This window comes from Ornithinimicrobium sp. INDO-MA30-4, from assembly GCF_021535045.1.
Lineage (GTDB): Bacteria > Actinomycetota > Actinomycetes > Actinomycetales > Dermatophilaceae > Ornithinicoccus.
In genome coordinates, this window is sequence record NZ_CP091056.1 from 880,757 (window position 1) to 899,473 (window position 18,717).

At 63.3% G+C, this 18,717-nt stretch carries 23 protein-coding genes and 3 pseudogenes; 12 read left to right on the plus strand and 14 right to left on the minus strand.

The genetic code is table 11. The features are described from left to right. The first annotated feature begins 115 nt into the window (after positions 1 to 115). From L0A91_RS05130 to L0A91_RS05150, 5 genes and pseudogenes are all read left to right on the plus strand, one after another. A complete protein-coding gene (locus L0A91_RS05130; protein WP_311198020.1) occupies positions 116 to 676 on the plus strand; it encodes a DUF3000 domain-containing protein in 561 nt (186 codons plus the stop codon). 75 nt (positions 677 to 751) lie between these two features. Further along, the gene (locus L0A91_RS05135) at positions 752 to 2,056 is read left to right on the plus strand and encodes an HRDC domain-containing protein (RefSeq protein WP_235246104.1); all 1,305 of its coding nucleotides are present in this window, start codon (positions 752 to 754) and stop codon (positions 2,054 to 2,056) included. A gap of 137 nt (positions 2,057 to 2,193) precedes the next feature. After that, a pseudogene (locus L0A91_RS05140) lies at positions 2,194 to 3,721 on the plus strand (helix-turn-helix domain-containing protein). Between the two features lie 83 nt (positions 3,722 to 3,804). Continuing rightward, complete coding sequence (locus L0A91_RS05145) at positions 3,805 to 4,593, plus strand: spermidine synthase (RefSeq protein WP_235246105.1); 789 nt, start codon at positions 3,805 to 3,807, stop codon at positions 4,591 to 4,593. A gap of 100 nt (positions 4,594 to 4,693) precedes the next feature. Then, entirely contained in the window at positions 4,694 to 5,389 is a 696-nt protein-coding gene (locus L0A91_RS05150) for a glycerophosphodiester phosphodiesterase family protein (protein ID WP_235246106.1), read from the plus strand. Here L0A91_RS05150 and L0A91_RS19605 read toward each other — a convergent pair. From L0A91_RS19605 to L0A91_RS05185, 6 genes and pseudogenes are all read right to left on the minus strand, one after another. Beyond that, a pseudogene (locus L0A91_RS19605) lies at positions 5,386 to 7,354 on the minus strand (DUF6541 family protein). The gene L0A91_RS05150 and the pseudogene L0A91_RS19605 overlap by 4 nt on opposite strands. After that, positions 7,351 to 8,660: pseudogene (locus tag L0A91_RS05170) on the minus strand (nucleotide sugar dehydrogenase). Before L0A91_RS05170 ends, L0A91_RS19605 begins: the two co-directional pseudogenes overlap by 4 nt. A gap of 71 nt (positions 8,661 to 8,731) precedes the next feature. After that, entirely contained in the window at positions 8,732 to 9,490 is a 759-nt protein-coding gene (locus L0A91_RS05175; protein WP_235246111.1) for a hypothetical protein, read from the minus strand. Positions 9,491 to 9,518: 28 nt separating this feature from the next. Continuing rightward, complete coding sequence (locus tag L0A91_RS05180) at positions 9,519 to 9,803, minus strand: hypothetical protein (protein WP_235246112.1); 285 nt, start codon at positions 9,801 to 9,803, stop codon at positions 9,519 to 9,521. Next, entirely contained in the window at positions 9,800 to 9,934 is a 135-nt protein-coding gene (locus L0A91_RS17255; RefSeq protein WP_260115298.1) for a hypothetical protein, read from the minus strand. The genes L0A91_RS05180 and L0A91_RS17255 overlap by 4 nt, the downstream gene beginning before the upstream one ends. 103 nt (positions 9,935 to 10,037) lie before the next feature. Next, a complete protein-coding gene (locus tag L0A91_RS05185) occupies positions 10,038 to 10,640 on the minus strand; it encodes a glycosyltransferase (protein WP_397333801.1) in 603 nt (200 codons plus the stop codon). Positions 10,641 to 11,025: 385 nt separating this feature from the next. Here L0A91_RS05185 and L0A91_RS18410 point away from each other — a divergent pair, with 385 nt between their 5' ends. Genes L0A91_RS18410 through L0A91_RS18420 form a run of 3 tightly spaced genes read left to right on the plus strand, consistent with a single transcriptional unit; the run spans position 11,026 to position 12,055 of the window. Further along, entirely contained in the window at positions 11,026 to 11,391 is a 366-nt protein-coding gene (locus tag L0A91_RS18410) for a UDP-N-acetylglucosamine 2-epimerase (protein WP_311198021.1), read from the plus strand. Next, positions 11,364 to 11,777, plus strand: coding sequence for a UDP-N-acetylglucosamine 2-epimerase (locus L0A91_RS18415; RefSeq protein WP_311198140.1), 414 nt, complete (start codon positions 11,364 to 11,366; stop codon positions 11,775 to 11,777). The genes L0A91_RS18410 and L0A91_RS18415 overlap by 28 nt, the downstream gene beginning before the upstream one ends. After that, a complete protein-coding gene (locus L0A91_RS18420) occupies positions 11,747 to 12,055 on the plus strand; it encodes a UDP-N-acetylglucosamine 2-epimerase (protein WP_311198022.1) in 309 nt (102 codons plus the stop codon). Before L0A91_RS18415 ends, L0A91_RS18420 begins: the two co-directional genes overlap by 31 nt. On the opposite strand, the gene L0A91_RS05200 is transcribed toward L0A91_RS18420, so the two are convergent. From L0A91_RS05200 to L0A91_RS05220, 5 genes are read right to left on the minus strand one after another with little or no spacing between them, the layout of a single operon-like run. Beyond that, entirely contained in the window at positions 12,018 to 12,521 is a 504-nt protein-coding gene (locus L0A91_RS05200) for a hypothetical protein (RefSeq protein WP_235246113.1), read from the minus strand. The two genes, L0A91_RS18420 and L0A91_RS05200, sit on opposite strands and share 38 nt — an antisense overlap. Next, entirely contained in the window at positions 12,521 to 12,709 is a 189-nt protein-coding gene (locus tag L0A91_RS05205) for a hypothetical protein (RefSeq protein ID WP_235246114.1), read from the minus strand. Before L0A91_RS05205 ends, L0A91_RS05200 begins: the two co-directional genes overlap by 1 nt. Positions 12,710 to 12,717: 8 nt before the next feature. Further along, positions 12,718 to 13,191, minus strand: coding sequence for a hypothetical protein (locus tag L0A91_RS05210; protein ID WP_235246115.1), 474 nt, complete (start codon positions 13,189 to 13,191; stop codon positions 12,718 to 12,720). After that, positions 13,188 to 13,661: a glycosyltransferase gene (locus L0A91_RS05215; protein WP_311198023.1), complete on the minus strand. Its 474-nt coding sequence runs from the start codon at positions 13,659 to 13,661 to the stop codon at positions 13,188 to 13,190. Before L0A91_RS05215 ends, L0A91_RS05210 begins: the two co-directional genes overlap by 4 nt. Then, positions 13,543 to 14,403 (minus strand): glycosyltransferase, encoded by an 861-nt coding sequence (locus L0A91_RS05220; protein WP_235246117.1) that lies wholly within the window; start codon positions 14,401 to 14,403, stop codon positions 13,543 to 13,545. The genes L0A91_RS05215 and L0A91_RS05220 overlap by 119 nt, the downstream gene beginning before the upstream one ends. Between L0A91_RS05220 and L0A91_RS05225 the strand changes: the two genes are divergently transcribed. Next, the gene (locus tag L0A91_RS05225; protein ID WP_235246118.1) at positions 14,398 to 14,547 is read left to right on the plus strand and encodes a hypothetical protein; all 150 of its coding nucleotides are present in this window, start codon (positions 14,398 to 14,400) and stop codon (positions 14,545 to 14,547) included. The two genes, L0A91_RS05220 and L0A91_RS05225, sit on opposite strands and share 6 nt — an antisense overlap. On the opposite strand, the gene L0A91_RS05230 is transcribed toward L0A91_RS05225, so the two are convergent. Then, positions 14,527 to 16,185: an ABC transporter ATP-binding protein gene (locus tag L0A91_RS05230; RefSeq protein ID WP_235246119.1), complete on the minus strand. Its 1,659-nt coding sequence runs from the start codon at positions 16,183 to 16,185 to the stop codon at positions 14,527 to 14,529. The two genes, L0A91_RS05225 and L0A91_RS05230, sit on opposite strands and share 21 nt — an antisense overlap. Next, entirely contained in the window at positions 16,182 to 16,415 is a 234-nt protein-coding gene (locus tag L0A91_RS05235; protein ID WP_235246120.1) for a hypothetical protein, read from the minus strand. The genes L0A91_RS05230 and L0A91_RS05235 overlap by 4 nt, the downstream gene beginning before the upstream one ends. 110 nt (positions 16,416 to 16,525) lie before the next feature. Here L0A91_RS05235 and L0A91_RS05240 point away from each other — a divergent pair, with 110 nt between their 5' ends. Together L0A91_RS05240 and L0A91_RS17260 are read left to right on the plus strand one after the other, a co-directional pair. Beyond that, positions 16,526 to 17,554 (plus strand): hypothetical protein, encoded by a 1,029-nt coding sequence (locus tag L0A91_RS05240; RefSeq protein ID WP_235246122.1) that lies wholly within the window; start codon positions 16,526 to 16,528, stop codon positions 17,552 to 17,554. Continuing rightward, entirely contained in the window at positions 17,551 to 17,679 is a 129-nt protein-coding gene (locus tag L0A91_RS17260; RefSeq protein WP_260115299.1) for a hypothetical protein, read from the plus strand. Before L0A91_RS05240 ends, L0A91_RS17260 begins: the two co-directional genes overlap by 4 nt. On the opposite strand, the gene L0A91_RS05245 is transcribed toward L0A91_RS17260, so the two are convergent. Beyond that, on the minus strand, positions 17,669 to 18,019 hold the full coding sequence (locus tag L0A91_RS05245; protein ID WP_235246123.1) for a DnaJ family domain-containing protein: 351 nt from the start codon (positions 18,017 to 18,019) through the stop codon (positions 17,669 to 17,671). The two genes, L0A91_RS17260 and L0A91_RS05245, sit on opposite strands and share 11 nt — an antisense overlap. Positions 18,020 to 18,128: 109 nt before the next feature. On the opposite strand from L0A91_RS05245, the gene L0A91_RS05250 reads away from it, so the two are divergent. Beyond that, on the plus strand, positions 18,129 to 18,698 hold the full coding sequence (locus tag L0A91_RS05250) for a dihydrofolate reductase family protein (RefSeq protein WP_235246124.1): 570 nt from the start codon (positions 18,129 to 18,131) through the stop codon (positions 18,696 to 18,698). Positions 18,699 to 18,717: the final 19 nt, after the last annotated feature.

The following is an 18,717-nucleotide window of genomic DNA, read 5'->3' on the forward strand; positions in this document are numbered from 1 at the left end:
TCGGACTAGGGCGCTGTCTTGCGGTGTATTGCCTTGGCTCACCCTTCGATCTTGTCATGCGGCCTCCGGCGTTGCGGTACCCGACTATCGGCCCACTCAGTCGTAGGCTGCCTGTGTGGTCAGCCGCATCTCCCCTGGCAAGAACCAGGGCACCGACACTCCCCTCGCGGGAGACGCTGCCGTGTTCGCTGCAGCGCTTGCAGCGATGCGCGGAGTTGGACTACGCCCTGAGCTCGCTATCGAGGAAGTTCCCGCGCCCACACGCCTGGCTCCACACGCCGTCGCTATCGCTGGCGAGGTGATCCCGCACCACCATGACGAAGACGACGACGCCATTGCGACCGGCCGCTTTGTGGTGCTCTTTGACCCAGAGAGCCCAGAGCCGTGGGAAGGCCAGTGGCGCCTCGTCACCTATGCCAAGGCCAACATGGAGCCCGAAGTTGGCGCTGACCCGTTGGCCGGTGAGGTCGGTTGGTCCTGGCTGACGGAGGCTTTGGAAGAGCGTGGCCTCTCGTGGGCTGCCGAGGCTGGCACTGTCACCGCTGTCTCCTCGCAGAGTTTTGGCGCGTTGGCTGAGCGTGAGTCGACCGTCGAGTTAGAGATTCGTGCTTCGTGGTCTCCTGTCATGTCGAAGTCGACCGAGCTCGCCGACCACTCCAAGCCTGGGCTGATCTGATGTGCACCCTGGCTGGTTTGCCGCCGCTTCCTGAGGGAGTCGTCGCGCTTCCTGGGATCAGGCGGTAGCGCCGGAATGGCCAAACAAACCTCCACACCCGAAGCGCAAGACGAGGCCAGCGATTACCGACATCTCGACGCGCCCGCTGAGGGAGTTCCTGATGTCGTCGAAGACGCTGCTGGGCTGCAACGGGCGATCGAAGCCCTACGCGCGGGCACTGGCCCAGTCGCCATCGACGCCGAGCGCGCTTCTGGTTATCGCTACGGCCAACGCGCCTACCTCATCCAGATCCGTCGCGAGGGCAGCGGCAGTTGGCTCATCGACCCCATCCCGTTTGACGACCTCACTGAGCTAGACGAGGCGTTGGCTGACGCCGAATGGGTGCTGCACGCCGCCACTCAAGACATCCCGTGCCTGGCTGAGCTGGGCATGCGACCCCGCAACCTATTCGACACCGAGTTGGGCGCCCGCCTGGCCGGCGTGCACCGCGTTGGCTTGGCGGCTGTCCTGGAGTATTACCTCGGCATCACGCTGGCCAAAGAACATTCAGCGGTCGACTGGTCCACTCGGCCACTACCCGAGCCCTGGCTTCGGTATGCAGCGCTCGACGTTGAATTGCTCGTGGAGTTGCGCGACCGGATGGAGCGGGATCTGCGCGAGCAACACAAGTGGGAGTTCGCCGCCCAAGAGTTTGAAGCACTCACTCACTTCGTCGGTCCAGAGCACCGACCGGACCCGTGGCGTCGCACCTCAGGGATGCACCGAGTGCGCAGCCCACGCGGCTTGGCGACAGTGCGCGAGTTGTGGCTCACTCGCGACAGCATTGCTCGCCGACTTGATGTGACCACTACTCGGGTGCTGCCTGACGCCACCATCGTCGACTTGGCGGCCAAGGCCCCCGGCTCGGCTAAGAATGTGCACAAGAGTCGCGCCGAAAAGACTCCCTCGCGTCAGCGGCGAGCCAGCCAAGGCCTCGCTACCCATGAAGCCGAGTGGATCGCGGCCATTGAGCGTGCGGCAGCCCTCGACAACGCTGATCTGCCTGAGATCCCCGCGCAGTCGGACACCCCGCCCCCAGCCCGATCGTGGAGTGACCGCGATGAGGTGGCTGCAGACCGGTTGGGCCAAGTGCGCGCCGATATGACTGCGCTGTCCGAGCATTACGACATACCTCTGGAAAATCTGTTGACCCCCGACGTGCTGCGCCGCGCCGTGTGGCGGCCCCCGGTCGATGATGACGGTGCCACCAGCGACGAGGCGGTGCACGAGTTGCTGACTTCGCTGGGCGCACGCCCCTGGCAAGCCGATTTGGCAAGCCCAGTCATCGCCCGTGCGGTTAACGACATCACTGGCCACGAGGCTGCTGCGTCCGACGCCTAGCGTTGTCACACCCCCACAGTGGGGCATATCACTGGAATAGCGCGCGGCCTGCGGCGTTGCACCCAGTGAGGTAAATCATCTAACAATTCACGAGATTTCAGTGGCTGATATCTCACATATGATCTACGATAGGAACCATGACCGAGCCATATCTGTCCCGCATCGGCGCGTTAATCCGCGATGCTCGCCGCCACAAGGCTTTGACCCAAAGCGAGTTGGCAAACCTGTTGGGCACCAGTCAAAGTGCCGTCGCGCGTATTGAACAAGGCAAGCAGAACCTCTCTTTGGAGATGCTAGCCCGCATCGGCGAATCCCTGGACTCAGAAATCGTTTCGGTCGGCAGCGCTGTTCCGCAGAACCTGCGCATCACTGGCGGCGTGAAGTTGTCCGGTGAGATCAACGTTCGGACGTCAAAGAACGCTGCCGTTGCGCTGCTGTGTGCCTCGATGCTCAACAAGGGCCGCACCACGCTGCGCAACCTGGCTCGTATCGAAGAGGTCAACCGCATCACTGAGGTGCTGACCTCTATTGGCTTCAAGATCCGTTGGCTGCCGGACTCCTCCGACTTGGAGATCGTCCCGCCGGCCAAGGTCGACCTGGACTCAATGGACGAAAACGCGGCCCGCCGCACGCGCACCATCATCATGTTCCTCGGCCCGTTGATGCACGAATTCGACGACTTCGAGCTGCCGTACGCCGGTGGTTGCGACCTCGGCACGCGCACCGTCGAGCCGCACATGATCTCGCTGCGTCACTTCGGCATTGACGTCACGGCCACAACCGGCTCCTACCACGCGACTGTGGACGAGAACCGTTGGCCGACCAAGCCGATCGTGCTCACCGAGCGCGGTGACACCGTGACCGAAAACGTCCTGCTGGCCGCCGCCCGCAACCCGCGCGAAACGGTCATCCGCAATGCCTCAAGCAACTACATGGTCCAAGACCTATGCGTCTTCTTGATGAAGCTTGGCGTCCAGATCGAGGGCTTGGGCACCACCACGCTGACCGTGCGCGGTGTCGAGCACATCGACATGGACATCGAGTACCACCCTCGGAAGACCCGATCGAAGCCATGAGCCTGCTGGCCGCTGGTGTCGTCACGGACTCCGAGATCACCATCAAGCGCGTGCCGATTGAGTTCATGGAGATCGAGCTTGCTGTGCTCGACACGATGGGCCTGCAGTACGAGCTCTCGGAGGAGTACAAGTCGGACAACGGCGTCACCCGCCTCGTTGACCTGCGCACCATCCGGGCCCGCTGAAGGCTCCGTTGGACAAGATTCACCCCTTGCCCTTCCCCGGCCTCAACATCGACAACCTGCCGTTCTTCGCGATCATCGCTGCCTGCGCCAAGGGCAGCACGATGATTCACGACTGGGTTTACGAAAACCGCGCGATCTACTTGACGGAGCTCACCACGCTCGGCGCCAAGGTCCACTTGATGGACCCGCACCGCGTGATGATTGAAGGTCCGACCAAGTGGCGTGCCGGCGAGATCATGTGCCCACCGGCACTTCGCCCTGGCGTCGTCATCTTGTTGGCCATGTTGGCTGCACCGGGCGTCTCGGTGTTGCGCAACGTCTACGTCATCAACCGTGGCTACGAAGACTTGGCTGCTCGCTTGAACGCTCTGGGCGCAGGCATCCAGACCTTCCGCGACATCTGAACTAGACGCCGTAATGGTGGTGCTTCGGCCTTCGGGCTGGGGCACCACCATTGTTTTTCGCTACCCCATCGGAAGGCCCTGACGTGGAGATTGTGACCGACGAGCGCGGTGGCTTGACGGTAATGCGCGATGGCCACCCGCAGTCCTACATCGATCTCGATGACCCCGAGTTGCTGGTCTTTGAATACATCCAGCACCTCGCCATGGTTATCGACGTCATGCCGACTGGCCCGTTGCGGGTGACCCACATCGGCGGGGCTGGGCTCACGCTCCCCCGCTACATCAACCACACCCGCCCCGAGTCTCCACAGATCGTGATGGAGCCGGATGAGGCACTCACAGCGCTGGTACGTCGTGACGCGCCCTTGCCGCGCCGTCACCGGATCCGGGTGCGCCCACAGACTGGTGCGCATGGGCTGCCCAAGCTGGCTAACAGCTCGGCAGATGCCATCATCCTCGATGCGTTTGCAGATGGCTCAGTGCCGGCCGATCTGCTGAGCGCTGAATCGCTGGGGCATGTCGCTCGTGCCTTGACGCCAGGTGGGATATTCCTGGCCAATGTCCCGGATGAGCCTGGCCTGCGATTTATCGCCTCAGTAGTGACCACCTTGCGCCAGTGGTGGCCACACGTTGGCTATCTGGCATTGACAGAAACGATCAAGGGCCGCCGATTTGGCAATGTGGTGCTGGTTGCTAGCGCTTCCCCACTTCCGGAAATCGAGTTGGCTCGGGCTGTCGCTCGCACAGACTTCCCCACCACCTTTCGCGGCGAACGTTCGGCCGCCAAATCAGCCGGGACGGCCAAGCCGCTGCCCGCGCAGGGCGCCGCGTCTCCGCTGGCACCAGACGCCGGATCGTGGCGAGTGCGCTAACGCGTTAGATTCAAGACATGGCTCGCACCGCATACCTGGATCATGACGGCCCTATCCCGCTGGCTCACCGTGGCTTTTCCTGGAAGGTTTGGAAAACACGATGTCCGCCTTTGGCGCGGCGGTCGACATGGGCTTCCGGTATGTCGAGACTGATGTGCACGCGACCAGCGACGATGTCGTCGTCGCCTTCCACGATGAGCGCCTCGACCGCGTCACCGATCGCACCGGCGCCATCATGGTGATGCCCTACGAAGAGGTCCGCCAGGCCAAGATTGGCGACACCGAGCACGTCCCCACTCTCGAGGAGTTGCTGGACGCTTGGCCTGACCTGCGAGTCAATATCGACATCAAGTCCCAGCACGCGATCACCCCGACCGTCCGCGTGATCGAACGGGCCAAAGCCCATGATCGGGTATGCCTTGCGTCGTTCTCCGACAAACGTCGCCTCGCCGCTCAGCGCCGTTTGAGCCGGCCAGTCGCGACCTCTGCTGGCCAGAGCGTTGGCGCCATGTTTCGGGCTGCGGCGACAACCCCTTCGATGTGGCGCGCCGGTGTGGTCAAGCGGAGCCTAGCCACGGTGGATGGTCTGCAGATCCCGGTTAGCCACCGCGGTGTCCCCCTGGTGACGCCCAGCAGCCTGGCCTCAGCCCATCAGGCCGGAGCTTTCGTGCACGTCTGGACCATCAACGACGCTGATGAGATGCGGCACCTGCTCGACCAAGGCGTCGATGGCTTAGTCAGTGACCGCGCTGACCTGCTGAAAGAAGTCCTGATTGAGCGCGGGCAGTGGAGCTAAAGATCACAACCGGTGAAGCGATAAATCGACGCTTGGCCGCCTGAGTCGATCAACTCAAACTCCGGCAGATTGGTGTTGAACGACCGCAGCCCCGGCGTGGCCTCTTCGTATTTGGCACCCTCGGCAAAAGACAACGTGTCGCCATAGACGTGTGTCACGCCAAGCGTGCGAATGGCCTCACAGACCTCAGGGTTGGTGCGCCAGTGGCTGAAGTCCTGCGCCAGCAGCAACCGCTCGGGAGACCCAGCAATCGGGGTGAGTTGTGGGTAGACGACATCGACACCGCTGCGAGCCAAGAGGTAGGGCGACCCGGCGCTGGCTTCCCCCAACACCAAGGCGTCGTCGGGCAAGGTTTGCGCTGCCCGGTCAACCATGGCGATCTCGTCTTCTTCCAGCATCGTGCCCCAGGCGATCGGCCAGGTGTTGTAGGTGGAAGACATGATGGTCGTCTGCGTGTTCCAGCGGAAGCCAAAGGTAGCCACCGCGATGATGCCAACGACGGCCAGAGCGGCTTTGCCGGTGGGCCAGTGTCGCCAGGCGGCCAATCGGTCGGCGACCCACGCCGCACCCGCGGCAGCCAGCATCACCGCCGGGATCACCAGCAACTGGTTAATCCGCGAGGCTTGGGTGTACCAAAGCCGGCCAAAATCCGCAACGGGTTCTCGGGCGGGCCAGCAGCCAGCAGGGTCAGGATGGCCGCAAGGATCAGCGCCACGATCAGCCAGCGTGACTTCTTCAACCGCCAGGACAACACGATGCCAATCGCGGCCAAGATGGTGATCACGACGTTAACCGAGGTGATGGGGTAAACGTAAATGAGGGGGTGATCGATCAGCAGCGACCCAATCCCCGGCAGATAGGACGATTGGCCGCCCCGTTCATACGACACGATCGAGCTCACCGGTTCGCTGGTCAGCACCATGATCGAGACAAACAGTGCAGCGGTTGACCCCAACGCCACCCAGAGGCCAACGGCGAGTTGATGACCACGCTTCCACCAACGCACGGCAACCCTGACGAGCAGCACCACGAGCACAGGGCCGGCCAGCAGGGCGAGGGAGAACAGGCCCGAACCGTGCGAGAGCACCACACCGGCAAGCGCCCACGCCAAGCCCAATCCGTATGCGGTGTGCACCCGCCAGCCGAGATCACGCCTGAGCGTAGAGATCAGCAGCGCCAGAGTGCCGGGGATGCAGGCCACGCTCAGCGCAAGGGCCAAACGCCCAGCATCGAGACAGCGATGGCCGGGAACGTCACGAAGGTAGCGGCGATGACGGGCACCATGACCACAGGCAAGGCGCGGCGCGGCCACACCACGCGGGCCAGGGCAATCAGACCAGCGATCCAGATGATCGAGCCAATGATGATGGAAGATCCGTTGGCAGCTTCGGTCACCGTGCCAAAGCCGGGAGCGATGGCGACCAATCCGTGCCAGACCGAGGGATAGTACGGAGCGATCGTGTCGGCATACATCGGGGCGAGCCCGCCCAGACTGGAGGCGTTGCCAGTGTCATCGATAAACCAGACCGCGTTGACGTGATAAACCGCGTCCCAGGCCTGACCAGGCATGTTAGCGCCGCCCATACCGACCATCATGGCCAGCGCCAGGACGCCACCACCCAAGGCCCAAGCGGCGACGAGCCAACCCTGCTCGCGAGGCGCGAGACGCTTTTGCCCAGCGACCCGTGCCGTCTTGCCACTGGTCAGCGTGCCGAGTGCAAGGCCAAACCCGGCTGCGATCAGCCACGCCAACCCGACAGCCAGCGCGAAAGAGGTCAAGGCCCAGGGCACGCCGAGCCAGTCCATCAAGACGGCCACGACCCCGGCATACCCAGAGGTCACTGCGGCTCCAGCGCCGAGGGCAACGAGGCCCCGGACACCGAGCAACCGCAAGACCCCATAGCCCGGCAGCACCCAGAGCAGCGCCATGGCCAGCAGGCCCGGCGCGACGGCGAGCCAACTCATGCGGTGAGGCTCTCGCCTCCACCAATCGTCAGACTCGGCACACCAGTGAAGTTGCTGGCCCGGGTGATGCGGCGGCCATCGAGAAGCAGGCGCACGCCAGGCAGGTCTGAGGTCGTCAGGTCGGCGTATTCGGGGTGGTCAGCCTGCACGATGGCGACATCAACCTCAGCACCCAACTCGTGCGCGGTCCAGCCGAATCCGGCCAACTCATCGGCGGAGTACATCGGGTCGTGAACGGTGACGATGGCACCACGTGCCAGCAAAGAGTCAACGGTCGCGAAGACGCCAGAGAAGGCGGTCTCCTTGACCTTGCCCCGGTAGGCGGCGCCCAAAACGACGACGCGCAGGCCCGCGAGTGAGCCCAACAACGCTTCGGCGCGAGCCACCGCATACTCAGGCATCGCGGCGTTAGCGGCACGAGCGGTGCTGACGATGCTCGCGTCGGGGTCAGTCGAGAGGTAGAGGCGTGGGTAGACCGGGATGCAGTGACCGCCGACGGCAATACCGGGTTGGTGGATGTGGCTGAAGGGCTGGGAGTTGCAGGCTTCGATGACGCGCTGCACGTCGATGCCCACGATGTCGGCGTAGCGAGCGAACTGGTTGGCCAGGCCAATGTTGACGTCGCGATAGGTCGTCTCGGCAAGTTTGGCCATCTCGGAGGCCTCGGCGCTGCCCATGTCCCACACACCGTTAGGGCGAGGCAGGTCGGTTCGCTCGTCGAAGGTCAACACTTGCTCGTAGAAGTCGATGGCCTTGGCCGTGCCGGCTTCGGTGAGCCCGCCGACGAGTTTGGGGTAGCGACGCAGGTCTTCGAAGACGCGGCCGGTGAGCACCCGCTCGGGGCTAAATACCAGGTGGAAGCCTTCGTCGCTACCTTCGGCCAGGCCGGAGATCTCTTCGATCATCGGCTTCCAGCGGCCACGGGTGGTGCCAACCGGCAGGGTTGTTTCATACGAGATCAGCGTGCCGGGGGTGAGGTGCTCGGCGAGCGAACGGGTCGCGCCATCCATCCAGCCAAAGTCGGGCTTGCTCTCAGCGTCAACAAACAGTGGGACAACGAGCACGACGGCATCTGCATTCGGGATGGCGTCGGCGTAGTCGGTGGTGGCGCGCAACTTGCCGGCGGGCACCAACCCGGCCAGCTTTTCGGCCAGGTGCGCCTCCCCGGAAAGGGCTCTTGACCAGCATTGATGATGTCCACGACCGCTTGATTGACATCGACGCCAACCACGTCGTGACCTGCGTCGGCGAATTGCACGGCAAGTGGCAACCCGATCTTGCCTAGCGCGACAACAGCGATCTGCATTGAGTCCTACCCCTCGTGGTGACATCAGTACCCCACGAGGATACGGCCTCGTGCTGGACTTCTGCTGGCACTCAGTTGCGTGTGGCCAGCCACGAGGCAGCCATGAAGCGCGGCGGCGCTTCTGGGTGCAACAACTGACTCATCTGAGCCGGTATGAGGGTGCGTGGGCGGCCATGACGACGTCGCGCTTTCGCTGCGTTCAGAAGCGTCTGGGCTTCGATGCTCGGATCGCTGGCCGCCTGGAGGAGCGCATGGTCAGCGCGGGACAGTGGTTTGGCAAAATCCGGGGCGGCCTGGGCGAATTGCTCCAACATCTGGGCGAGGGCCACACGCTCGTCGGCCGTCCACCAGCCTGGGTCTTGGCGATACCAAATGGCGCCAAAAACGTGGATGCGCACCAACTTGGTGACGATGGCCGTGCGCAGTTCCTCTGGGTAGCCGGCGAACCAGTCTTGAGCGAGCAAGTGCCGCAGGAAGGTGAACTCTTCGGTGATGCTGCGCGGGTCGAGAGTCACCCGATCGGTGGCATCTTCGCCGATCACATAGGCGGGGCCATGGCGGTCGATCGCCACTTTGGTCTCACACCAGAGTCGGGTCACATACGACACATCGCCGCCGACCCGCATACCCTCAACAAGCTCTGCCCCGAGACGCTGACGTGCAGCGTTAGACACCAAACCCAACGGCGCGCTGCGATAGCTCAGCCGGTCCTTGATGGGGTCGGCAAGGCCGCTATGCCAATGCCGAGCAGGTGGTGTCGGCACAGCTCTGCCAGGCTGGCCGAGGCTGAGCCTGGTCAGCACGCTCTCCGCGCCGGTCTTGCGGGCCACCCCAGCCAGGAGTCGATAGCGCCAGGGCTCAAAGTGTCATCTGAGCCCATGATCGAGACGAACTGGGCGTTGCTCGCCCGCATCCCTGCGTTGAACGGGCCGAAGCACTGCGATATTCATCGGTATGCGCCAAGAACGCGACTTGGTCACGGTGTGCCTGGGGCAACTCGGCTGCGATGACGTCTGGTTCTACGTTGTGGCAGACCACCGCGACGGATGCGTTGACAGCATTGCCGTCGAGCACGCTCGCGACAGCGCGGGCGATGGGCCGGGTGGGTGTGTGAACGGCGATGATCACCTCAACAGGCTTCACCGCAGGTGGCCCCGCATCTGCTCAGCGACGAGATAGGCCTGGTCGTAGGAGTCAGCGACCGTCGCTGCGGCGAACTGATCACCAATGGTGTCGCTGATTTGACCCGCACTCAGGTTTGTTGCCGTGCTCAAGACCTGCTCGATCGCGTCTGCGTAGGCAGCGGCATTTTGCTGTGAAACGGTGCGACCGACAGTGGAGTCGATGTACTCCCCTGGCCACCGGTTGAGCCGACAATCACCGGGCGGCCCGACAGAATGGCCTCGGCGCAAGAGACAAAGAAGTTGTCGCCCCGGGTGGGGCCAAGGAAAGGTCCGCGTCGGCATACTCACGCAGCACCCCTTCGCGGTCTAAGGTGCCAACCAAGGTGACCTTGTCGCCGATCTCGAGCGCGGCAGCACGAGCGATGACGTCTGGAGCGAGATCGCCGTCACCGACGAACCGAATGCTGGCCGGTTGACCGCGCCGGATCAGCTCAGCGACGACATCAACCGCGAGGACGGGGTCTTTGCGTGCGATGAGGCCACCGACGCTGACGAGCCGCAACTCTTTGGCGATGTCAGCGGCCGTTCGCCGCGGACTCGGGAACGGTGCGGGCACGATGCATGGGATAACCAATGTCGGCGCGGTGCCACGGACTTCACGAATCGGCTCAGCCAGATAGCCGCAGACAGCGGTGACGACATCGGGACGTTTGAGCAGTTGCATCAGGCCAGGCAGCGCGGCCTGCCAGATGTCGGGAAGTGTCTGTGGAGCGGTGATGCCCGACCAGTGCTCGGTGTGAATCCAACTGGCCTTGGGTCGCCAGGACGCCATCGCGAGCAGTGATGAAAACGCCATTGAGTGGACGACGTCGGCCTTCGCTGCGAGCTTTGGAGCTGCTTGCTGGCACGCAGGACCGAGAAAACGTCCGTGGTCTTCATCGGAATCCGCAGCACCGGGATGCCCTCGATCGTGGCTGCTTCGCCATAGGTGCCCGGCCGGCCCTTGTCATGCGCCTCGAGCTTGGCCAACTGCTCCGGTGGCGACAAGTGGATCAGCGCCACCTCATGCCCGAGCGAGGCCAAAGCCAACGCATCTTTGACGACAAAAGCACCCGTTGAGGGATGACTCTTGGTGGGCAGCCATGTGGTGACGGCAAGAACGCGCATACCCCCAAAACTACCCGTTGGCCTAGGGTTGAGGCTGTGAAGGTCCTCAGCGTGGTGGGCGCGCGCCCCAGTTTGTGAAACTTGCCCCTATTGCTGCCGAGTTCGCCCGTCGTGGCGTCGAGCACGTGATTGTGCACACCGGTCAGCACTACGACCCGATACTCTCTGATGTGTTCTTTGCTGACCTGGGGATTCCTGCGCCGGACACCCACCTTGGCGTGGGCAGCGGATCGCATGGACAGCAGACCGGCGCCATCCTGGGCGCCCTCGAAGAGGTCTTGGCGCACCATCAGCCGGACTGGGTGCTGGTCTATGGCGATACCAACTCAACGTTGGCCGCTGCGCTGTCTGCGGTGAAGATGCACCCCGAGTGGCCCACCTTGAGGCAGGCTTGCGATCGTTTAACCGTCGGATGCCCGAGGAGCACAACCGGGTTTTGACCGATCATGCTGCTGATCTCTTGCTTGCTCCGACTTCGGTGGCCGCCCAGCACCTGGCCAACGAAGGTCTGAGCGACCGCACCGAAGTGGTCGGCGATGTCATGGTCGACGTGCTGATGACCGTCCGCGATTCACTGGCTGACCACGCTGCAGTGCTTGCCCGGTTGGGCGTGAGCGCCGGTGAGTTTTCAGTGGCGACGATCCACCGAGCAGAAAACACGGATGACCCGGCGCGGCTGGCTGCAATTGTTTCGGCGCTGCACGAGGTCGATCACCATGTCGCGTTGCTGGCCCACCCACGGTTGCGGGCCAAGGCCGAATTGCACGGGATCTCCTTGCTGGCGGGTCGTTGTCGGTGCACGACCCGTTGGGCTATCCCGACCTGATCGCTGCGGTCTCTCAGGCTCGCGGCGTCGTCACTGACTCCGGCGGTCTGCAGAAGGAAGCTTTCGTGCTGCGGGTGCCCGGCACCACGGTGCGCACCGAAACTGAATGGGTTGAAACCCTCGACGGCGACTGGAATGTCCTTGTTGAGCCAGGGCAAGCCTTGGCTGCTGCGGCGTCCCGGCCACGACCGCAAGCAACTGATGCTGCGCCGTATGGCGTGGGGCAGGCCGCGTCAGCCGTCACCGACGCGTTGCTTGCCCGCCTAGAGCGTCAATAGCCCTCGCCCAGCCCTGGATCTGCTCTTCAGCGCTCAATTGATAAGCGACCGCATGGCTAGCCGACTTGAAGCCGGCGACCTGCTCATCGCTGAGCCTGTCCAGAGCGGCTGCCAGGCTCTGCGCGGTGAAGTCCTCGGTCACAGCGCCCAGTCCGTGCTGCTCAATGAGGCCTGCCATCTCGGGACTCGGCCCAACGATGATGCCCAATCTCGCCTGGATGAAGTCGAAGAACTTGTTCGGAAGGGTAAACCTATAGTTAAAGGTGAGGGGCGGGAGAACGAATATCCCCAGGTCAGCCTGCGCTAGTCGATCGCCAAGCTCGTGCGGAGCAACGGGCTCGTGAAAGGTGACCTGCGGTAAGTCTTGAGCGCTCGCCTTCAACTCAGCCAGATAGGCCGGATCGTTCGGCATCAAGTACAGGTCGAGGGTTGTCTCTCGGTTGGCCAAACGGACCGCGTCGATCATCACATCGAGGCTTCGGTTGCGGCGGGCTGACCCGAATGGACTAGCCGCAACGGATCCCCGACAAGTGTCGGTTCGCGGTCGACATAGGGAGCGGCATTGACCACCACGTCGGGCGCGATCCCAAACTCGCGCTCGTATTCGCGAGCCAACTCGGCGCCAACCGTCGAGGTTGAATCCGCCTTAGTCACCCAGCGCTTCACGATCCAGCGGTTGTAGGGAGCGATGAACAGCCGCCAGCGCCAAGACTCCTCGTTTTGCCTCGGTGCATACTCGTGCAGATCCGCGTGAACCCCTGAGCACCCAAAGTCATCGCGAGCGGCACGGTCTCAACGTCGTTGGCCAGGATCAGATCCCAGGTGCCTGGCCTGAGGGTGCCCCGCAAGTGCGAGATCACCGGCGAGGTGTCATAGGCCCGTTGATAGCGCCGCGCGATCACCTGTTTGCGGTCCTTGTGCCACGCGACGATGGAGTGTGGGATGCGAACATGCCCAGCCAACTCGATCCCGTCGCCATCGGGTGCCTCACCGTAACCAACGGTGGTGACCGCATACCGGGGGCTCAGCAGGCGCAGTTGTCGCAGCAATCGGGCGTCAGACTTCAGCGGGCTGAAGGTGATGATCAGCAGGCTGCGCCGGTCATCGATGGGCGCCGAGCCCGTGCCCTCGCTCACTGGCCGCCATCTGCATACAAGACATCGGCATACAGAGCCACCAGCGCATCCGCTTCATGCGTCCAATCCAACTTCTTCGCCGCTGCTCGAGCCGCCGTGCGGTAGGCCTCCGGGTCTGCAAGGACTTCTGAGATCGTCTCGGCCAAATCAGCGGGCTCCGTCAGCTCAAAAATCTCGCCCACGCCGTGTTCTCGGACGATTGCCGCCGTGTCGCGCAGGTTCGCCGCCACGATCGGCAGCCCCGCGTGGATCGACTCAAACAGCTTGTTGGGCAGGCTGTATTCGTAGCTCAAACAGATCGGGCGCACGAAGACGACCGAGACATCGGCATCCCGCAGCGCATCGGAGACTTCATGCGGCGCGACGGCACCCACGTAGTGGACGCGGTCGGTGACTCCCAGCTCGGTGGCCAGTGCGTGTAACTCGGCGAGGTAGCCCGCTTCGCCATAGCCCAACAGCACAAACTGCACATGCTCCGGCAAAGCGCCAACGCCCGCAGGGTTTCTTCGATGCCTCGCGAAGTGGTGATGCGCCCGCCGTACGCAATGACCTGGTCACTCGCCTGCAGACCGGCACGCCCCGAAGTTGGGGCACATTCGCCGCGGCAGCTTTGGCCTTGCCCTTGGTCCGCCGCGGAATGTTGCGGACCAGGGTCGGCAACTCGGGCAGGTCGTAGGTGTCCTGCAGCCAGGTCGCAATCGATGGGCTCACGGTGATGACGCCGTTGGCCGACCCGATCACAAACGCCTCAATCGCGGACTCAACCAAGGGCGCGAGGGGACGGTCTTGACGCACATTGCGGTGCCGCCACAACTCATGCGCGTCATAGATGACATTGGCGCCGGTGCGCTGGGCGATCCACCAGGCCGGAGCCAGCGTGTTGCCGTCGTTAGCGTGGATGACGTCGGGCTTCCACGCGATGGCCTCCCCGCCATCGTCGCCCAATACACTCAAACTCACGGTCCGGTATGTCCGGAGCCAGACATCGTTAACCACCGCCTTGGTGGTGGTCGCCAGGCTGTTCGCCGCCTCCGGGGCAGCGGCCGAAGTGGTCGCAGACTTCGCCGGAGCCGGAGCAGCAGCGCCGGCCGGTGTCGCATCAGCCTTCACGGCTTGGGCAACTTCGGGAGCCGTCCGCCCCGTGGCCCGGCGAGCAAGCGCGAGAGCCCACGGCGCATAACGCTGCAGTGAAAACTCTGGAGAGCGGTGCACCGGGATGTTGTCACCGACAATGTCGTTGCCCTCGACATACCCGGCACGCTCCCGAGCGACAGCGAAATCCGAACCTCGGCCCCAGCGCTGCGCAGCGATGCTGCCGTCTTGAGCACCCGAGAATCAGCGTGCGCATCGTTGTAGACGAGCAGGGCGACCCTGGGCGCACGGCCGTTGATCTGCGGCAACGTGGGATTGGTCATGTGTTGTCCTCTCGTGAAGCCTGCGGGCCAAGGCCAGCCAACGCGGCTTGCAAGGCAAAGTCTGGTTCGGCCGCGACCACCTCATCAAGGTGCCGCTCACGACCATCTGGCCATCACGCATGAAGCAAACCTGTTCGCTATGCCGAATCGTCGCGAGGCGGTGAGCCACCACGATCACGCTGACCTCACCGGCCAACTCGCGGATGGCTGCGGTGACGTCTGCTTCGGTGGAGGTGTCGAGGGCTGAGGTGGCCTCGTCCATCACCAAGACCAACGGGTCGGTGTAGAGCGCACGGGCAACGCCGAGACGCTGCCGCTGACCGCCGGAGAGGTTCAACCCACGCTCGCCCACTTTGCCGTGGATGCCATCGGGACGCGCCTCAATAGTGTCGAGCAATTGAGCCCGCTTGAGTGCGCGCCGCACCCGCTCCTCATCGACCTCAGAGTCTTTCCAGGTCAGAGCGACGTTGCGGGCCACCGAAGCGTCAAACAGCGACACGTCCTGTGGCACATAGCCAACCCTTGCCCGCCACGCTGGGAGGACCTCGGTGAGCGGCTTCTCCCCCACTAAGACCTGCCCATCGCTGGGCTCCAGCAGGCCAAGAATCACGTCGACCAGGGTCGATTTGCCCGAGCCAGACGCACCAACCAGGGCCAAGGTCTCGCCAAACGGCAACGTCAGGCTGACATCGTGCACTGCCGGAACAGCGCCACCGGGATAGGTGAACGAAACATCATCCAGGCGCAGCGAGCGAGCATCCGGCGGCAACGTGACGTCATCATCGCGCTTGGGCGGCACCAGGTATTGCTTGCCTCGCTCGATCTCGGCCAACACCTGCTGAGCAAACGGCATGTTGGCGCCGGTCTGAGCCATGATCGTCTGGAATCGGGTGAGCGAAGGGACGATGCGGAAGCCCGCCACGCCAAACAGTGCGACGGCCGCGAGCGCTCCGGTGGGGCCATCTTGGGCGTAGCCGATAGCTCCGCCGATACCGAGGCCACCGATCAGGGCGGCTTCCAAGACATACCTCGGGATTGCCCCCAGGAACGACTGGTTGGCCCTCGCGTGCGAGGACTTCTTGCGCACCTCGAGCACGACCTCAGCAACTTCACCCGACTTGTTGCGCAGGGTGATTTCCTTGAGCGAATGCACCATCTCAGAGACGAGTCGCACGGCTTGGGTTGAGTAGTTGCGGTTGTCGCGTCCCGCTTGGACGGCACGTTGCAGCACCCAGGTGTAGAGCAGCGTTCCGACGAGACCGAAGTAGATGATCGTCACGGTCGCCAACAATGGTTGGGCCAAGACGAGCACCACGAGCACGGCGACAAAGGTGAAGATTTCGCCGGAGAGTTGGGCAAACGGGATCAGCACGCCTGCGACGGTGGCGCCGACCCCGACATCGGTGGAGCGCACCAAGTCGGTCGAGTGTCGCTGCAGCCGCTCGGTCCACGGCGCGCGGAAGGTGGTCTCCAGAAGGCGAGCGCCGAGAACTTGCTCAAAACGGGCAAACCGGCGAGTGGCCCAATATTGCAGCAGGATCGCCAGCACACTCTTGCTGATAATCAGCCCGCCGATCATGCCGAGCGCGATGCCAACTGACGTGGCTCGCTGAGCGATCCAACGATGGGCAGCGCGACAGTCGCTTCGCCAGCCAACATCGGCGGCATGATGATGGCCAAGATGCCAAGCGCTGCGACATCGAGCACAGCCAGCGCACTTTGCAGCACGGCAAACCAGATCATGAACCCACGAGTGCCTGGCGGGAGCACCGTCAGCAATTCTCGGACGGTGCGCAGGAGGGTGGGCATTGCCTCAGCCTATCGGGGGCGCTGCCTATGACCACTAAAGTCAGAGGCGTGGCTGCACCAAAGGACCAGCGAAATGGGCGTACCGGGCCTATCAATCCCTCCCCGCACCGTTGAAAGGCGCGGGCGTTCGCGCTCAGCAGCGCCGCGCTGAGGGCGAAGTCCGGACGCTGCCGTGGTGGTCAGAAACAGCAACGACCAACGTATGGGTGGGTCCGCTCAACACGGCAGGGCAAGCGAGCGCTTGGGCTGGCGCCATCAATCAGCACCTCGGCGCAGGTGGCTCAACGCAGGCGGTCAGCGTTGCAGCGATGCGCCGCTCTGCTGCCCCAGTGACGGCCTATGCGGTGGACGCAACTCTCACGTTGCCGATGCAGCTGCATGGTCAGGCTGCTCTACGGGACGTTGTGCTGAGTGCTCCCGGCGCCACCCACGCCTTGGTGGAATCTGGCCGCCCGGTGCTGGGCGAATACTTCGCCAACACCCTGCTTGATGACGCCGAAGCCTTGCGAGGTGCTGACGTTGAGGTTGCCCTGGTGTTGCATGGCTCTGAGATCCGCGACCTGCATGCTCACGCCGAGCGTGACCTGTCTTCGCCGTTCCGCGGTGAGTGGTCAGATCGGTGGCAGTCCATGCAAAGCAATGTTGAGGCAACTCGCGAGATCCTGGCCGCATGGACCGGCCCAGTCTTCGTGACGACAGCCGACCTGCTCGATGACGTGCCCGAGGCGACTTTGCTCCCGGTCGTCGCTGATGTAGCCAAGATGCAGGCCGCTCCGTCTGTTGCCCCGTTGAGCCGCGATGTCCCCACCGTGCTGCATGCGCCATCCAATCCGTTGCTCAAGGGCAGCGCTGAGATCGACTCTGTGCTCCAGCAGATGGAAGACGAAGGGCTCCTGACCTATCGACGCCTCGTCGGTGTCCCGCACGCTCAGATGGCAGCCACTATCGCCGCCGCCGACATCGTCATCGATCAGATTGTGCTCTCGAACCCAGGAGTCTTGCTGGCAGAGTCGATGGCTGCCGGTCGCATTGCGGTGGCTCATCTGCGAGATGAGGTGCGGATGAGGATGCAGCGCAATGACCCCCAAGGCGAGGCTCCCCGGTCACTGAGGCAACCCCCGACAACCTGCGTGAGGTGATTGCCGGGTTGCTCGGCGATCGAGAAGGCTCTCAAGAGTTAGCTGCGCGCGGGCCAGCCTGGGCAACTCGCAACCATGACGGCACTCGCAGCGCCGCAGTGTTAGCTGACTTCCTCAGCGCTTAAGGTCGCGCCAGCGCTGCAGCATTTCCTCAACATCGACGCGGCCCACGACTGGCGGCATACCGTTGCCGAAGTAGGGCTTCTTGCGGTCAGCAATCACGCGGTCATTGAAGTCGACCAGGGCTGCCCGCACATCGGCTTCATCGCCGAGATGCGCCAACGACTCAGGGAAGGTCGAACGCTCACGACGAAGCCCCATCGCCGGATGCATCAGCGTGGTCGGATCGACCTTTTCCCGGCGGACCATTTGGTTGACCCACCAGTTGGTGTCGTGCGGCTTGTCTAGATCCTTGAGTGGTTTGCCTGCGCCTGGCAGGTTATTGAAATCGCCGCGACGCAACAATAGGTCACATCAACATGTTCCAATTCACCAATGCCAATGTTTGCCAAGCGAGCGGTCGTGCCGGTCGCACAACAGTGGGTATGTCAGAGGGCAGTGGGAGGCTGAAACCATGAGCAACACAGATCGCACGTGGAGTGGCCGGGTGTTCATCGCCACCAGCGTCGATGGTTTCATCTCGGACCTCGACGGCAACCTCGAGTGGCTGACGGACCCACCCGCTGAACCTCGACATGTCTCGGCACACGAGGGCGACGACGCACCGCCCGACTGGGATGGCTTCACGGCCAATGTAAGCCATCTCGTCATGGGCCGAGGCACCTACGAGAAAGTCATGACGTTTGGCTTCTGGCCCTACGACAAGTTTCGGGTCATCGTCATCAGCACTCAGCTCAGGCCAGGCGACGATGAACGCGTCATCGTCGTTGACTCGGTCGAACGTGCCTGTGACCTGTTGGCTGAAGAGAATGCGTCCACCGCCTACCTCGACGGTGGCCAGGTGATCACCGAATTTCTCAAGCGCGGGTTGATTGATGAGCTCACGATTTCGCGAGCACCGGTGATCCTCGGCTCGGGGCTTCCGCTCTTCCACTCGCTGCCGGCCCAAACCCGGCTCATTCACCTGGGCACGTCCACGACTGACTCGGGCATGACCAACACCCGCTATCGGGTCGCGAACTAGCCTTTCCAGCGAGGCCAGA

Excerpts from the sequence above, each read along its gene's own strand:
- L0A91_RS05200 (WP_235246113.1), bottom strand. The coding sequence starts at position 12,521 with ATGATCGACGCGGTCCGTTTGGCCAACCGAGAGACAACCCTCGACCTG.
- L0A91_RS05230 (WP_235246119.1), bottom strand. The coding sequence starts at position 16,185 with ATGATCGGCGGGCTGATTATCAGCAAGAGTGTGCTGGCGATCCTGCTG.
- L0A91_RS05150 (WP_235246106.1), top strand. The coding sequence starts at position 4,694 with ATGTCCGCCTTTGGCGCGGCGGTCGACATGGGCTTCCGGTATGTCGAG.
- L0A91_RS18415 (WP_311198140.1), top strand. The coding sequence starts at position 11,364 with ATGCCCGAGGAGCACAACCGGGTTTTGACCGATCATGCTGCTGATCTC.
- L0A91_RS05250 (WP_235246124.1), top strand. The coding sequence starts at position 18,129 with ATGAGCAACACAGATCGCACGTGGAGTGGCCGGGTGTTCATCGCCACC.
- L0A91_RS05185 (WP_397333801.1), bottom strand. The coding sequence starts at position 10,640 with ATGGCGTTTTCATCACTGCTCGCGATGGCGTCCTGGCGACCCAAGGCC.
- L0A91_RS05235 (WP_235246120.1), bottom strand. The coding sequence starts at position 16,415 with ATGCCCACCCTCCTGCGCACCGTCCGAGAATTGCTGACGGTGCTCCCG.
- L0A91_RS05135 (WP_235246104.1), top strand. The coding sequence starts at position 752 with ATGGCCAAACAAACCTCCACACCCGAAGCGCAAGACGAGGCCAGCGAT.